The 16,075-nt window shown below is 40.6% G+C and carries 13 protein-coding genes and 1 pseudogene; all 14 read left to right on the forward strand.

Features of this window, described 5'->3' with window-relative positions; translation table 11 throughout:
* Window positions 1–12: 12 nt before the first annotated feature.
* The gene (locus ACXAFR_RS15515; RefSeq protein WP_475178513.1) at window positions 13–312 is read left to right on the forward strand and encodes a LapA family protein; all 300 of its coding nucleotides are present in this window, start codon (window positions 13–15) and stop codon (window positions 310–312) included.
* Window positions 312–1,496 (forward strand): lipopolysaccharide assembly protein LapB, encoded by a 1,185-nt coding sequence (lapB, locus tag ACXAFR_RS15520; protein ID WP_475178515.1) that lies wholly within the window; start codon window positions 312–314, stop codon window positions 1,494–1,496. Before ACXAFR_RS15515 ends, lapB begins: the two co-directional genes overlap by 1 nt.
* Before the next feature lie 229 nt (window positions 1,497–1,725).
* Window positions 1,726–3,408 (forward strand): 30S ribosomal protein S1, encoded by a 1,683-nt coding sequence (gene rpsA, locus ACXAFR_RS15525; RefSeq protein WP_475178516.1) that lies wholly within the window; start codon window positions 1,726–1,728, stop codon window positions 3,406–3,408.
* A 497-nt stretch (window positions 3,409–3,905) separates the two neighbouring features.
* Entirely contained in the window at window positions 3,906–4,190 is a 285-nt protein-coding gene (gene ihfB / locus ACXAFR_RS15530; RefSeq protein ID WP_475178518.1) for an integration host factor subunit beta, read from the forward strand.
* 116 nt (window positions 4,191–4,306) lie between these two features.
* Window positions 4,307–5,068 (forward strand): hypothetical protein, encoded by a 762-nt coding sequence (locus ACXAFR_RS15535; RefSeq protein ID WP_475178519.1) that lies wholly within the window; start codon window positions 4,307–4,309, stop codon window positions 5,066–5,068.
* A gap of 4 nt (window positions 5,069–5,072) precedes the next feature.
* Window positions 5,073–7,502 (forward strand): glycosyltransferase, encoded by a 2,430-nt coding sequence (locus ACXAFR_RS15540; protein ID WP_475178520.1) that lies wholly within the window; start codon window positions 5,073–5,075, stop codon window positions 7,500–7,502.
* Between the two features lie 14 nt (window positions 7,503–7,516).
* Entirely contained in the window at window positions 7,517–8,272 is a 756-nt protein-coding gene (locus ACXAFR_RS15545; protein WP_475178522.1) for a sulfotransferase family 2 domain-containing protein, read from the forward strand.
* A 194-nt stretch (window positions 8,273–8,466) separates the two neighbouring features.
* Window positions 8,467–9,189 carry a hypothetical protein gene (locus ACXAFR_RS15550; RefSeq protein ID WP_475178523.1) on the forward strand — a complete coding sequence of 241 codons (723 nt, stop codon included), beginning with the start codon at window positions 8,467–8,469 and terminating at the stop codon, window positions 9,187–9,189.
* A 227-nt stretch (window positions 9,190–9,416) separates the two neighbouring features.
* Window positions 9,417–10,487 (forward strand): glycosyltransferase family 4 protein, encoded by a 1,071-nt coding sequence (locus ACXAFR_RS15555; RefSeq protein WP_475178525.1) that lies wholly within the window; start codon window positions 9,417–9,419, stop codon window positions 10,485–10,487.
* Window positions 10,488–10,494: 7 nt separating this feature from the next.
* A complete protein-coding gene (locus ACXAFR_RS15560; protein ID WP_475178526.1) occupies window positions 10,495–11,592 on the forward strand; it encodes a hypothetical protein in 1,098 nt (365 codons plus the stop codon).
* Between the two features lie 151 nt (window positions 11,593–11,743).
* Complete coding sequence (locus tag ACXAFR_RS15565) at window positions 11,744–12,418, forward strand: class I SAM-dependent methyltransferase (RefSeq protein WP_475178527.1); 675 nt, start codon at window positions 11,744–11,746, stop codon at window positions 12,416–12,418.
* A gap of 128 nt (window positions 12,419–12,546) precedes the next feature.
* On the forward strand, window positions 12,547–13,344 hold the full coding sequence (locus ACXAFR_RS15570; protein WP_475178529.1) for a sulfotransferase family protein: 798 nt from the start codon (window positions 12,547–12,549) through the stop codon (window positions 13,342–13,344).
* Between the two features lie 228 nt (window positions 13,345–13,572).
* Window positions 13,573–14,701: pseudogene (locus tag ACXAFR_RS15575) on the forward strand (IS30 family transposase).
* 218 nt (window positions 14,702–14,919) lie between these two features.
* Window positions 14,920–15,603: an FkbM family methyltransferase gene (locus ACXAFR_RS15580; RefSeq protein WP_475178530.1), complete on the forward strand. Its 684-nt coding sequence runs from the start codon at window positions 14,920–14,922 to the stop codon at window positions 15,601–15,603.
* Window positions 15,604–16,075: the final 472 nt, after the last annotated feature.

Consider the following 16,075-nt stretch of genomic DNA (forward strand, 5'->3'; position numbering starts at 1 on the left):
GGAGAGCTCTCTATGACCTGGTTGGTCAGAACCCTTGGAATCCTGGTAATTCTTGCAGGTGCCTTTCTCGGAATATGGTTTAGTACGGAAAACAGTGAGCCCATTCAGATTTCCTTGTTGATTTACACTCTGCCGCCCATTTCATCTGGGATTTTGCTGCTTGCTACCCTTTTGGTGGGAGCCGTTGTCGGTTGGTTGGTGAGTTTTGTTGCGGACGCCCGTACCCGGGGCAACAATCTGGCGTTAAAGCGTAAGCTGGGGCAGAGGGATCGCGAACTGGAGCGTTTACGCAAACCACCTGCTAAGGTTTAATGGATTCAATTTCCCAGTGGGCCGCAAGCTTTTTAGCGCTGGCCTTCATTTCAGGTTTTTTTCTCGGGCGTCTAATTCATCGATCTCCTCCCCGTGAAAATCCATCGCCCTGCGTCCAGCCCCACTATCTGACAGGTCTTAATTACCTGTTAAGTGAGCGGCAGGATGCTGCAATAGATGCCTTTATCGACTCGTTAGAAGTCAATAGTGAAACGCTCGAGACGCATTTGGCGCTGGGTAATTTTCTTCGCAAACGAGGTGAGTCAGACCGTGCGATAAAGATCCACCAAAACCTCCTGTCGCGATCAGAATTGGATGACTCCCAGCAGTTGCATGTTCAGCTGGAATTAGCGAGGGATTTTATAGCCGCTGGTTTGCTGGATCGCGCCGAGTTGCTTCTCAAAGAGCTTATCTCCTGTAAAGAGGCGGGAATTCGTTTTGAATGCCTGGAACACCTGGTGGAAATCTATCAGGACGAAAAGGAATGGGCCAATGCGATTGACGTTATTAAACAGGTTGCTGGTCGGCGCTTTATCCGCATGTCAGAGCGCTGGCGATTGTTGCAAAGCCACTTTTACTGCGAGCTGGCAGAAATAGCTCTCGCAGCATCGAACTTCACCGGAGCTCGTAATCAATTAAAGGCGGCGCTTGTGGCAGATCGTCATTCGGCCAGGGCCTTCTGTATTATGGGGCGGCTGGAATTAACCTTAAAGAATTACTCGTCCGCTATTCAGTGCTTTAAGCAGATGGTAGATATGGACGACTCTCTCCTGGGGGAGGTTCTACCGGACATTGAGCGGTGCTATCGAGAAATCGGCGAGCCTGCAGAGTATCGTAACTACCTTGTTGATTTGCTTGAAAAAGGACGTAAGACTCCCGTGGTTTTGGCGATGGCAAAGTTTCTTGCGCTGGAGGAGGGCAGTTCATCCGCTCAGGCCTTTTTACTTTCCCTTGGCGAAGAATCTCACAACGTCAACACGCTTCGAATATTGATGCTGTATCTGTTGGAGCGGCCGGAGGCGGATGATGTCGAATTGGCAGAAATCGCTGGAACCGTCCTTAAAAAGGTTGAAAGGGGTGCCAGTGGTTATCGTTGCGGCCACTGCGGATTTAGTGGCCAGCACATGCATTGGCTTTGCCCGAGTTGCAAGTCCTGGGATAGTGTACGCCCGGTCGTGGATTAGATACCACTTTTGGCTTGTTTGTGGTTTCTTAATTTGCTATCCTCCGCCGCCATTAATTTTAACTGAGAGAAACACCTTATACTCGGCTGGCCAGAGACGCTGAGGGGGTGTTATTTGTAATCTGACCCCATGCTTCTGGCAGTGTGGAAAGCTAATCGGACTGTTGGAATCCAGGCTAGTGCTTAACTGACCGGTCCGCCCTGGCTGTCGAACCTTAAAGGTTGTCTTAATGAGCGAATCCTTCGCAGAACTCTTTGAAGAAAGTTTAAAAACCGTCGATATGGTCCCCGGATCGATCGTGACGGGTGTTGTTATTGATGTTGATAAAGATTGGGTTACCGTTCACGCGGGCCTGAAATCAGAAGGTGTTATTCCCGCTGTTCAGTTTCTGGATGACAGTGGTGAGTTGACTCTCAATATCGGTGACGAAGTCCAGGTAGCCCTGGAAAGTGTTGAAGACGGTTTCGGTGAAACCCGTCTGTCCCGTGAGAAAGCCAAGCGTGCTGAATCCTGGACAATGCTGGAAGCGGCTCATGAAGCCGACGAAATTGTTAAAGGTATCATCAACGGTAAGGTCAAAGGTGGCTTTACTGTGGATATCGGTGGAATCCGTGCCTTCCTGCCTGGCTCTTTGGTCGACGTGCGTCCCGTTCGTGAGACGGCTCACCTTGAAGGTAAAGATCTGGAATTCAAAGTTATCAAGCTGGATCAGAAGCGCAACAACGTGGTTGTTTCACGTCGCGCAGTACTGGAGAAGGCCAATTCTGCAGAGCGCGAGCAATTGCTGGCTAACCTGCAAGAAGGTATGACTGTTAAAGGTATCGTTAAGAACCTTACCGATTACGGTGCCTTCGTTGACTTGGGTGGTGTTGACGGTCTGTTGCACATTACCGATATGGCCTGGAAGCGTATCAAGCATCCGAGTGAAATCGTTAATGTTGGTGACGAAATTGACGTTAAAGTCCTGAAATTCGATCGTGAGCGTAACCGTGTTTCCCTCGGCCTTAAGCAGCTTGGCGAAGATCCATGGGTCGAAATCACCAGCCGCTACCCAGAGGGTACTCGCACCACCGCTCGTGTCACCAATCTTACCGATTACGGCTGTTTTGCTGAAATTGAAGAAGGTGTTGAAGGTCTGGTTCACGTTTCTGAAATGGATTGGACCAACAAGAACATCCATCCTTCCAAGGTTGTTAACGTAGGTGATGAAGTCGAGGTTATGGTTCTCGACATCGATGAAGAGCGTCGTCGTATTTCTCTCGGCATCAAGCAGTGTCAAGAAAACCCATGGGATGCCTTTGGCCGCTTGAATGCGAAAGGCGACAAGGTCTCTGGTAAGATCAAGTCAATCACTGACTTCGGTATCTTTATTGGTCTTGATGGCGGTATTGACGGCCTGGTTCACTTGTCTGATATTTCCTGGCAGGAAGTGGGCGAAGAAGCCGTACGCAAGTACAAGAAAGGCGATGAGCTGGAAACTGTTATCCTGGCAATTGATCCAGAAAGAGAGCGTATTTCTCTGGGTATCAAGCAGTTGGATAGCGATCCATTCTCTGACTATGTCGCTGTCAATGATAAGGGTGCTGTTGTAAACGGTACCATCAAAGAAGTTGACGCCAAGTCTGCGGTTGTTACCTTGGCTGACGATGTTGAAGGTGTTCTGAAAGCCTCTGAAATTAGCCGTGACAAGGTTGAAGACGCCCGCAATGTGCTGAACGTTGGTGACAGCGTCGAAGCGGCGATCCTTAACGTTGACCGCAAGAACCGTACAATCAACCTGTCTGTTAAGTCTAAAGACGCAGCAGAAGAGCGTGCGGCGATTAAAGAGCACTCCAAGAAGTCCGAAGAGCAAGCCGCTCCAGCGACCATTGGTGATCTCATCAAGGCACAAATGGAGAGCCAGGAGCGCTAATAAGCTTACTGGTTATCTGAAAAAAGCGGCGTCACAGCCGCTTTTTTTATGCCTCAAATTTAAGGAAATATTTCCTTTTCATTTCGTTGCGAGATAAGTCGCTCACGTTTGTCAGAGATATCTCACAAAGACGGGTGCTTAAGTCGCCTGTTCCTTATCCGCGAAATACGTGAATATACGCGTCACAGGGATGTTTGAACGGACGCACTATAGGCTAGGACTGGCCCAGGGATGCTCGGAACAACGCCTTGATTGGCGCGGAAAGGAGTCCGCATCGCGATATATCGCGACTTTCTTCAAAAACGGGTTGCACTTCGTCTTGAAGGCAACCTGCTTTTTCGCCAATAACTCTCCTTAACGCGACACCTAGCGAATATAGTGCTTGCTCGCTATTTTCTCCCGTCCTATACTCCTTTTAAAACAATGGGTTATCAATCCTTTTGTTTTCAGGTCAAAGAGTGTGACTAACACAGGCTCTTGGGTATCAGGTGGCAGGAATGACCAAGTCAGAATTGATCGAACGTATCGCCGAGCAGCAGGATCAGCTGTCTATCAAAGATGTTGAGCTCGCTGTGAAACTTATCCTAGATCACATGTCAAAGGTGCTTGCTGACGGCGAGCGCATTGAAATTCGTGGCTTTGGCAGCTTTTCGCTTCACTATAGAGCTCCGAGAGTGGGGCGCAATCCGAAGACCGGTGATTCTGTGGAGTTATCTGGGAAGTATGTACCGCACTTTAAGCCAGGGAAAGAGCTTAGGGATCGGGTGAACGAAAGTTTGTAAGTCGCCTTTTTTTTTGGGGTATGTTCTAGCTTAGCCAAACTTACCTAGTGCCTTAGCAAAACGCTCTCGTGTAAACTTGTACTCAATTTTTTGCCTTCTGCCCTAGTCGCTTCTCTATGAGAAATATTATATTGCATATGCATCTTTTTAAGAATGCAGGCTCTTCGATTGATAAAATTTTACAAGATTCTTTTGGGACTGCTTGGGTCAACTGGGATAAACCTAAAGGGCAGCCAGGAAAAATTTTACCAAATGAAATGGAAAAATTTATAGATGATAATCCCCACCTGAAAGCTATTTCTTCTCATGATTTTAATCCGCCTCTTCCAATCGGAAATTTCAAAGTCTATCCCATTCTATTTTTGCGTCATCCAATACTCCGGGCAAAATCTTCTTATATGTTCGAATGGAAAAAACAGCTAGGCTTGAGTGAGCCTAAAGGATCGTTTGCTGACTACATTAGTGAAAAAATAAGACCCGGTAAGCCTAGCGTAATAGGTAATTTTCAAGCTAATAAATTAGCGCATAGATTTTATTCGCAACAAAAAAGCGCGAAGCTACTTCGCGAGGATGAAATCCTAAATCGGTCAAAGTCCTTTATACAAACATTGCCTTATTTTGGTATCGTAGAAGAATTCCAGCAATCGTTAGTGAGATTGCATTATTTTTTATCTGGAGCCTTTACTGGTGCGAAGATTACGAATCAGCTAGTTAATTCAACCCAGGATATTCACGATTCGATAGACGGGAGATTAGAGCAGATTAAAAATGAACTAGGACAAGATGTTTACAAATATCTTCTAAAAAACAATAAATTGGATTTAGATTTATATGAATTTTCATCCAGTCTTTTTTTCTCAATAGCTAATACAAGGTAAGTAAATGTTACCGGAGGAGTTTTCGTCGAGTAGCCCAGGTGACCTTGAGGCACTTGAAGAAAAAAATCAATATTTATCTGAGACAGTAAACGATACCTATATTAAGTTATATTTATTTGACCGCTCGATTTTAGGCAGGTTGTTTTTTCTTATTGAAATTCTTTATTCGTTGCTTACTTTCAGGCCGCGCGGAGTCAGTCGTTACCGCCAGCTTATAGATGAAGCACGTAATTACGTAAATAATGATGCATATATTTCATATACTGAAAACAAAACAAGAGGGCGACTCGCTCTAGTTGTATCAGTTTTCAAATATTTCTTCTCGCATCCTTACTCGAGCTTACGATTAATTAGTTGGTACCGAGTTAAAAAACTATTTCTCATGTTGTTTGCTAGAGACTCGACTTCGGCAAGTGCATGGGTTGCGGAGAGATTTCCTCTGTCGGGCACTATCACAGAGAAACCAATAATATTTTTAGAAGATCAAGATTTTGACAATCTCGTTATTGATTTTCCCTCATTTCGATCAGTTGAAATTTCTATTGTGGTTCCAGTTTTTAATAATTATCGAACTACAATTTCGTGTTTGCTGGCAATCAAAGAGCATACCCATGGAATACCTTACGAAATAATCATTGCTGACGATGCATCCAATGATAGTACGAAAAACATCGAAGAAAGAGTAAGCCCGATTGTAATTTCTAGGCAAGAGGAAAACGTTGGCTTTCTGAGGAATTGTAATGAAGCAGTCAAGAAAGCGAATGGTAAATATGTCGTTTTGTTAAATAACGACACTAACGTTCAACCTGGCTGGCTAGAACCGTTACTAAAAGTCATTAAATCGGATTTTAATGTAGGCTTAGTGGGGCCAAAGCTTGTTTACCCCGATGGTACCTTGCAAGAGGCTGGTGGTGTAATTTGGGGTGATGGTTCAGGTTGGAATTTCGGGAAAGGTGCGAATCCAACGGATTCTGAGTACAACTATATTAGAGACGTTCATTATATATCGGGAGCTTGTATACTTTTTCCGAAAGATCTTTGGACCATGATAGGGGGGTTCGACGAACGGTATGCACCTGCATATTATGAAGATACTGACTTTGCATTTGCTGTAAAACATACCGGGAGGAGAGTAGTTTATCAACCCGCATCTACCGTTGTTCATATTGAGGGGGTTAGCAATGGAACAAATATCAATGCGGGAATTAAAAAGTTTCAAGATCGTAATCGCAGAAAGTTTAGAGCCAAATGGAAGGCAACACTAAATACGCTTCATTCACACTCCCTTAATACGATTAATACGCGAGACAACGGAGTCTATAGAAGTACAGTTCTGATAATTGATCACTATGTGCCCTTTTATGATAAGGATGCTGGTTCACGTTCAACATACTTATATATTTGTCGAATGATTAAACTAGGTATCCGGGTAAAGTTCATTGGGGCGAATTTTTTCCCTCATCAGCCTTATACCGCAAACTTGCAGCAAATGGGTGTTGAGGTTATCTACGGTGAAAGCAAGGCCCGAAATTGGAAGAGATGGTTGGCAGAAAATGCTAGTGAGATAGATTTTATCTATTTGCATCGTCCCCACATCACCGAAATATTCATTGATCAGATTCTCAAAATAAAAAATCGTCCTAAGATTATTTATTTCGGTCACGACCTTCATTTTTTGAGAATAGAGAGAGAGGCACTGTTAGATAAGAGCTCAGAGAGCCTGAAAAGTGAATCCAAGAGTTGGTTAAAAAGAGAGCTTGCTATATTCGAGAAGGTCGATAGAGTATTTTATCCATCAGCTATCGAAGTTGCGAAAGTACGAGAGCTAAATTCGGAATGCGATGTAGATGTATTGCCCCTGTACTGTATTAATACTAGTCAAATTTCACAATATTCAAATAGTCATCGGTCAGGAATTTTATTTGTAGGGGGGTTCGGACATCCTCCAAATGTTGATGCAGTTCTCTGGTTTATAGAGAAGATTTTCCCAAGTATACTTCGAATTGATCCGGATATTTGTTTCCACGTGGTCGGGTCTGCGGTACCTGATGTACTTAAAAAATTGCAATCGGAAAACATTATTGTGCATGGATACATGTCAGATAATGATCTTGGCGACTTGTATAAAAAAGTAAGGCTCTGTGTAGTGCCATTAAGATACGGCGCGGGCGTCAAAGGAAAGATTCTCGAGGCATTGAAGAATGGAATACCGATCGTTACGACATCAATAGGTGCTGAAGGAATACCTCATGCAGGCGAAGTCATGGCAATCGAAAATGATGAGACCGCCTATGCTGATAGTGTAGTAAGTATTTATCATTCGGAATACCTATCGAAGAATTATGTAGATAAGTACGCTGATTATATTGAAGAGAATTTTAGTGAAAAAATTATCGATGGCATAATTGCTAAAAATTTCATTGTTGATAGATAAACCTAAGATTTTAGATGCGAAACGTTATTCTTCACGGCCATATTTTTAAAAATGCGGGTACGACTTTTGATTATGCATTGAAAAGTTTTTTTAAAAGTTCTTTCTATGATCATAGAGATGATAGTGCCTTAAGAAAAGGTAAAGGAAAATATCTATTGGAATTTTTAGCATCAAAACCGCATATTAAAGCCTTCTCAAGTCATCATCTGTGCAGCCCGCTTCCCATCTGCAATGACATAAACTTTGTTCCTGTATATTTTTTAAGACATCCTATAGAAAGAATTGTTTCTGTCTACGAGTTTGAAAGAAAGCAGCCGCCAATAACTCCAGGCTCGAAAATGGCGAAGAAACTAGATATCTTGGATTATGTAAGGTGGAGAAACAATCCTTCTGTAGGTAGAACAATTCGTAATTTCCAAACTGCGTATTTGTGTGGACAAGAGCGCCTAGATAAACACAAAGAGGTAACTAATATTCAGTTTGAAATAGCGTGTGAGCACTTGTTTTCTGATAGTACACTCTACGGTATTGTGGATTTGTTTGGAGAAAGTGTTGTTTATATCGAAAATAAACTTACTAAAATATATCCCGGTATACAGCTACCCTATAAAAGTAAAAACGTCCAAAATAATAGTTCATTTGATACAAAACTGACTGAAGCGGTTAAGCGGCTTGACCCTGTTTTAGATCAAATATTGGCAAACAACGAATACGACATGAAGTTATATACAGTTGCCAGAGAGCATTTTAAAAATATCTTAACTAATTAGATTTGAGCATATCCGCAGTTTACAAGATGTTTTCCTATTAGGAAGGATTTGGTCACGGTGTAAAACTTGAAAGGTTTGTGTCCCAGAGGAAGTACTTTCCCTAAAGGCTTCGCTACCCAAATGGTATTAATAACTTTTAACGGTTGATGTATCAGATATCTACATACACTTTAAATTTCAGTGATTGAATTGTTATGGTAAAAAAAATTGATAAAGAAGGATTTTTCTGTTCTGTAGAGGCATTTCTTGAGTTAGATATTAATTCAGAAAGATCAAAGATTATAAGTGATCACCTCTTAAACCAGGCAAGAATACAAGTTAAAGAAAAAGTATATGCCTCGAGTGTTAAGGAGCCTTCTATTGAGGCAATAGTAGACATACTATCTGAATTAAAAGTAGAGAATCACCTACTCAAAGCGGCGTGGCTGGAAAGATGCCGTTATGAGAGTCCCCAAAATTTTGAAGAAATCGAAGATATATCACAGAATATCCTATCTAGAAATAATCTACAGGATGGAATTTCGTTTGATATTCGCAGCGAAATTACCGGTAGAAATTGGTATTCTGCGGAACCGCATGGCAGGTGGGCTGGACCAGATAACGAAAGTAGCTTAATGGTTCCGGCATTAGGTTGTGGAAAATATGAAATAATATTCGAAGTCACAGGTCAGATAGAAAAGGACACAATCGATAAGACCTCTATTCATCTTAATAACAACCCCCTAAATTTTGTGAAAAAAGGTATGGGTTCGGCTATAAAGCTGCATGCTAACTGCGAAGTATCTAAGGAACATAAGTTACCTTTCTGGATTTTCGATTTCAAATTTACTAATGTTAAGTCTCCCTTCAGTTTGGGCGGGGCTGATAAGAGATTGCTTTCTATTTGTCTGAAGTCCATTAGTTTAAGAAAGCTATAGAATGTAGTAGATGATTCTACGAATCTATCTTGTTAGAGGCATTTTAAAACAGTTAGGTAAATACGACTATTTGCCTATAAATATGCTAAATATGACCGGACATAAAAGGGGCTTTCTTGAACTCATTATTTAAAAAAAGAAAAAGGCGGCTTTTATTAGTGACTGACGTCCGGTTTTGGAATCCAGGACTAGGGAGCCACACAAGAATATTATCTATTTGTAATAGTATGAATGAATATTTCGAGTTAGAGGTATTTTATTTAGGCGAGATTTCGTCAACTGATAATCAAGAAATAGCTGCGAATGTTTGTGGTATAAAAATATTTAGTTGTAATTCTTATTCTGTTGATAAAATAAAATATAGCCATTCGATTACAAAAATAAAGAAAAATGGGTTCTCCTGTCTGGAGTATTTATTCCAAGAAAAATGGGCTGCTCAGTATTATAACTTTCTTAAAAAGACAAATGAGTACGATATCATACTGTATGAGTACTTATGGACGTCCTATTTGAAGGCTTACACACCCTACGATCCTATTAGTATAATTGACACACACGATGTAATGTCGGTTAGAAATTATAAGTTTGTTAAAAGCGACGTCGATATCAAATTCAAAATCTCATTGAGAGAAGAATTGGCAGTGCTAAGTGAGTTTGACATTATTCTCGCTATTCAGTATCAAGAAGCGGAATATCTAAAGCAGCTACTTCCAAATAAAGTAATCGTATGCTGTCCTGTAGCAATACCTTTAAAACCATTTAGATTTAAAGAGAATAAAGAAGATTCCCACGGAGGTATCTCTGTAGGATTCGTGGGCGGCCAGAATGCAGTTAATGCAGAGTCTATCCAATGGTTTATTAAAAACGTTTTTCCGCTAGTTAATCGAAATATTACATTGGATATTTACGGAAATGTGGTACGGGACTTAATCGGTTTAAACATAGGTCAAAGGGTAAATTTAATTGGTTACTGTAGTTCACTAGATGAAGCATATTTAAATAGCGATATTATCGTGAACCCTATTCTCTTTGGCGGAGGCCTTAAGATAAAGACAGTAGAAGCCATGGCTTATGGAAAGCCTATAGTTTCAACTTTAGAGGGAGTAGAAGGTATTCCCAATCCCGATGAGTTGGGGATATTAGTTTCGAACTGTAGATTTGAGATGGCGCATTCGATTAACTCATTAGCGAGTGATGCTGATTCTCGAAGAACGTCTGCTAAAAAAGCCTACAACGCGTCTAGTACATTATTTTCTTCTAAAAACTGCTATTCGCCACTTATCGAAATGTCGGTGTAAACAGTTTATGAACGAAAATATCAAAAAGATTGTAATAACGGGTGATTTTTTACGGTTAAGGCAATCGGGAGATGGTGTATGCTCTCAAAATGCGAACATTAAATGGCTCTATCAGCTTATAAATCCTGCTTTAAGAATGGTCACCAAGTATCCTGTGCAGATGCTGTTGCACACCGGTAATCAGAATTGTATTGGAACGAGAATATTCAGAGCTTTTCAAAGAGATCCTTCTTTTGAGGCGTGGGTAGAGTTGTATAATAAAAATCCTTGCGACAGATCGCTAGCGGAAATTTATGAGACTTTTCGTAATACGTTGGTAATTTCTTTTGAAATGTCTGAACTGGTGAGGAAGGGATTAGAATATCTTAACATCCCCTATGTAGATTTTACTGTACACCCAGTGCGATTTGCAGACGATCTGATTTTTGGGGTGAGAAGTAATATCTCTGGAAGTTTTTCGAGTTTAGCATCAAATGTTATTACTGATGATGAAATTTCAATTTATGCCGCTTTAGCCCGTGCGAATTTGTCGAGGCTTCCTGCGATCACTACTTTGCGCGGTTCTCGCCAGGTTGCCGTTTTTGCCGGTCAGACTACTGATGATAAAGTTCTAATAAAAAATGGAAAGCTAGTTCAGTTTGAAGATGTATTCGAGAAATTTATACAAATGGCGCAGAGCCACGAGAGAATTTTGGTTAAGCCGCATCCTTATGCAAAAGAAAATAAGATAATAATTGGATTAACTCGATTGTTTCCTAATACAGAAATCACGAACGAAAATTTTTATCATCTCATAAATCAAGACTCGGTTAGTCATGTTTATAGCTTGACGTCCAGTACGTCGATAGAGGCGAGTTATTTCGGAAAAAGGGGGGTTCATTTATTACGATACCCATATATGTTCAGTGAAATGGATTGTGACAAAGGGGCGTACCTTACGATTAAACCGAACATTTACTTGCCTATGTTTTGGGAATCTCTTTTTGAGAATTTAAAACTAAAACGTAAAAAAATACCGAGGCTTAGTATATCTGAGAACCAACCCAATAGACTTAGAAATGCTTTCAGAAATTATTGGGGCGCTGATATTTTTTATAGCTTTTAATTGTTGGCTTAGCTAAAAATTTAAGCGTGAAAAGAATAAGGCTCTTAATCGTTGTTAGTAGGCCGTTAATATAGGTTGCGGTTAACCATTGTTCGAAAGCACTTTTATCGTATTCGATAAGGCTAAAAACATATTAAATGAGGAATTTGATTTGAAAGAGCAAAGCGAGAACAGTTCCAAAGAAAGCTCCTCAACGGAAGCTTGTTTTGATTTAGTCCTACAAAAAAAATATTCCGAATTACTCTCAATCATCAATAGAGAATATCATCCTGATGATGTAGATGAAAATAGAGTATTCAGTTCTGAATATTATCTTAGTATGCACGATACCCCTGCCTATCAGAAAAATAATTGGTTTTCGGATAAATATATTAAATTACTTCAAGCTAAAGGTTTTAAAAGCATATTTGAATTAGGTTCGGGTAATGGAAAGGCAACAAAAAAAATGGCTGATATTTTTGATGTTGTTTATTCGTGTGATTGGAATCCAAATCCGTATTCGTCTTTGCCAAACGTAGAATTTTTTAATGCATCGTTTTTTGACGTACCAAATAATACAGAGGCAGAAGTAACAGTTTCAGCAGATGTTATCGAACATTTTCCTCCGAGAGATGTACCTAGATTAATAAATAAGCTACATCAGATATCTCCTTATGGGCTTCATTTAATCGCGGGATATCCGGATGGCCATTCACATCTTTCAGTGTTTTCTCCTTGGCGCTGGTTAGAGCTCTTTAGAGTTGTTGATAAAGGGTACAATATAATTGAGATAGAATTTAGGAGAGGTCGTTCAGAGGCTCCTATATTTGTTATTTCTAACTTTTAGCCAATATAATTTTCTTTTCATCTTATTTTCGTGAAAATAAATAATATATATCTTGCAAGTCAGTATTCTCCCCTTTCACTGTCCATGATTTTTAGTGATTGTCCCTGTTATTTTATGGATTACGTATAATGTCCACTCACAAAATATTCCATATGGCTAGTTTCTCCAGATCCGGAGAAACTTTGTTGCAAAGGTGTTTAAGCGCACATCCTAAGATTGAAGTCGTTCATCAGATTCTATCAGCAGATGATCCAAACGATTTAGAGTTGTTTAAATATCTTATGAATTCTGAAGAATTAGAAATTTCTTCGAATCATAAGTTACTTCAGCACAGAGCATTAAAGCCAGGCTCGATACTCTTATTGAAGAACGCAGTATGGTGTCATAAATATCCTAGGAATGGATTTATCTTAATAAGAAATCCATTCTCGGTAGTTGCTAGCGCTTATCGAGTATCGCCGCCACCGGACCAGGCTGAACGTCAGAAACTACAGCAGGTTCGATGGGCTAAAACCATTGACCAACTTTTGGTTAAATCGATGAGAAATGACCCAACGAGAGTAGGGTTTTTATCTTTATATTCTAGAAAAATGTTGAATGATTACAACTCAGGATTAGGATTTGTCCGTTACGAAGACTTTGTGAAAGAGCCAGAACATTGGCTTCGAAAAATTATTTCCACGCTCGGGCTAGACTGGGATGAAGGGGTTCTAACGTCACACGAGAATTATCGTACAGGAGAGAAGGGACATGGAGGTATTGATTTGTCGAAGCCAATATCTTGTGAGTCAAACGAGAAATATAAATCCATAGACCCTGAGGTTCTGTCGGAGATTTATGGCTTGACACACGAGGTTTTGAGATTGTACGGATATTCGTGGGATGGAAACAATGTAGAGACAAGTCCTGTAAATAAACTGTTATAAAACGTCGCGTGTTTGAAACGATATCTAAATGTAATTAGCTAAGCTGTAAAGAAATATCGCCTGAAAACATATTATTTTTACCTAAAGGCTATTTTATATTAAATGACATTATTTATGAGGTATTTCATTCTCTCCGGATACGACATTTTCATCAAATTTAATTTTGTTTGTCTTGGATTCAATCGGTCACTGCAACACCCAATACTACAATGAGTAAAGAGGTGCTAAATGCAGGAGTTTGATAGGATGAATGACGTGAAGAAGGCTGCTATCTGGGATCAATGGCAGCAAGGCCAGCCTATGAGCGTGATTGCACGTTCAGTGTGTAAGCCTCCCGCGACGGTATTTTCTTATTTGCGCTATCACGGTGGGATTAGGCCTCGACCCAAAACACAACGATCTTCGGCCCTCAGGCTAGAAGAGCGAGAGGAAATATCCAGAGGCGTGGCCGCTGGTCTCAGCTTGAGAGCAATTGCAAAACAACTTTCTCGAAGCCCCTCGACGATAAGTCGCGAATTGAGTCGCAATGGTGGTGTCAATCGATATCGCGCGACAGAAGCTCAGTCAAATGCGAATAAACGCGCTAGGCGCCGCAAAGTATGCCTGCTAATCCAAAACCGGCGACCGTATCGCATAGTTCGAGGTAAGCTGTTGCTGGATTGGTCGCCTGAACAAATATCTGGGTGGCTAGAGCGTACTTATCCCGATGACAAGAGCTTGCGTGTCTCACACGAAACAATCTACAAGAGCCTCTTTATTCAGACGCGGGGCATATTTCGCAAGGAATTACGCTCGCATTTGCATACCAAACGAAAGTTCAGGCATGCGAAGCCGCATTCTCCAGGGACTCGAGGCCAAATCGTTGATGGAGTATCTATTAGTGAACGCCCTTCAGAAATTGAAGACCGCGCTGTTCCCGGACACTGGGAAGGTGACTTGATACTGGGTTCGAACAACAGTCAAATCGCGACACTAGTCGAGCGACAAACTCGGTACACAGTCTTGATTAAAATAAAGTCCAAAAAAACCGACGACGTAGTGTTGGCACTTTCTAGGCAAATGAAAAAACTGCCGGCTTTGTTACAGCAAAGCCTAACTTGGGATCGAGGAACCGAGATGGCATCTCACGCAAACTTTTCCATTGCTACCGACATCGACGTTTATTTCTGTGACCCGCAGAGCCCTTGGCAGCGCGGCACTAACGAAAACACGAATGGCCTGCTGCGGCAAGCGCAGCACCCTTACCGGTTTCTCTCAGAAGGACTTAAACAAGGTGGCGCACAAACTGAACACAAGGCCAAGGAAAACACTCGATTTTCAAACGCCAGCTGATATGCTGAATCAACTGTTGCAGTGACCGGTTGAATCCAAGGTCATTATTAATTCAGTATTCTTAAATTGATTGACTAAGTATAGTTTAGGAAAAATATGCTTATATTTACTGTATTAATTATGTATAGGTATCAGATTTCTTAAAATTAAAGTGCTTAATGGAGACGTAGATTGTAAATAGTTTCTGCAATTGATTTTGAAATCAAGAACGTACGCCAACGTATGTAAATCAAAGGATATTTAATGATGGTGCTACATGGAACTTTCTCTAAATTTAGCGCGCTAGGTATGGAGTTTTTATTTTTCATTAATAATGCAAATGATGTAATTCAGTCTCAAATTCTGGAGGGGAGATTATTTGAGCAAGATTTACTGAAACTAATCGGCGAAAAAGACATCAAGGGAGTATGTTTAGATATAGGTGCGAATATTGGTAATCATTCTATATATTTTTCGAAATCCGGAAAATTTAATAAGGTTATACCGATAGAGCCCAATCCGGCCGCCATAGAGCTCTTAAATATTAATCTACAAATGAATAATCTAGATAATATAGATAATAGCTACATAGGAATAGGTCTGGGAAATAGATCAGGAAATTATTCTGCTGAAACCCCTGAAAAGAATCTAGGGGCTACTAAATTGAAGCTTAGTGAATTCGGAGAGATTCTCGTAAAAAAAGGAGATGATCTATTTTCGAGCTTTAAGGACATCGGATTTATAAAAATAGACGTTGAAGGGATGGAAATTGAAGTTTTAAAAGGGCTCAAGGACACGATTCAATCTAACAAGCCAATTATTTGGATAGAGGTTTCAGTAAGATACAAAGGTGCGCTTGAAAAATGGCTGCCGGAGGCCGGGTATAAAATAGATGAAGTTCTGGTACAAAGAAAATTTAAATCAGATTATTTGTTGGTTCCTTTATAAATAAATTTCTAGCATGATATCAAAATTTACTCATCTTAATGTGAGCCATTAGCCCGTTGAAGGATTTACCGCGAAGACAGGACGTTGTCAAAGGTCCTTCAGCTCTATTTTAAACCATGAGGTTTTTAGCGCGATCTCCATAACTTTGAGCTCTGCAACTTGTGTATATTGGCAATTTTTAAAGTTGAAATATTGACTAATTAGAAACGATGCCTATCGGAAATTACCTGTTATTTGGTTTATTGCATGAGTATTAATAACTTTTACGATTTATTGCAGAGGACGGCCCATTAAATTCGCGGATTTGCTTTGAGCGATCGGTTAACTGATTTGCTTGTTCGGCGGATGGTTGATCAGAGAATATGTAGTGTTAAAGATTGCTATATCTAATAGAGAGCAGTTATTTGATTAGGTGGGCCTGAGTCTGTTAAATATCAATTAAAGATGTTCTTTGGTTAAGTCACGATAGCCT

Source organism: Pseudomaricurvus sp. ABR4_320 (assembly GCF_056159445.1).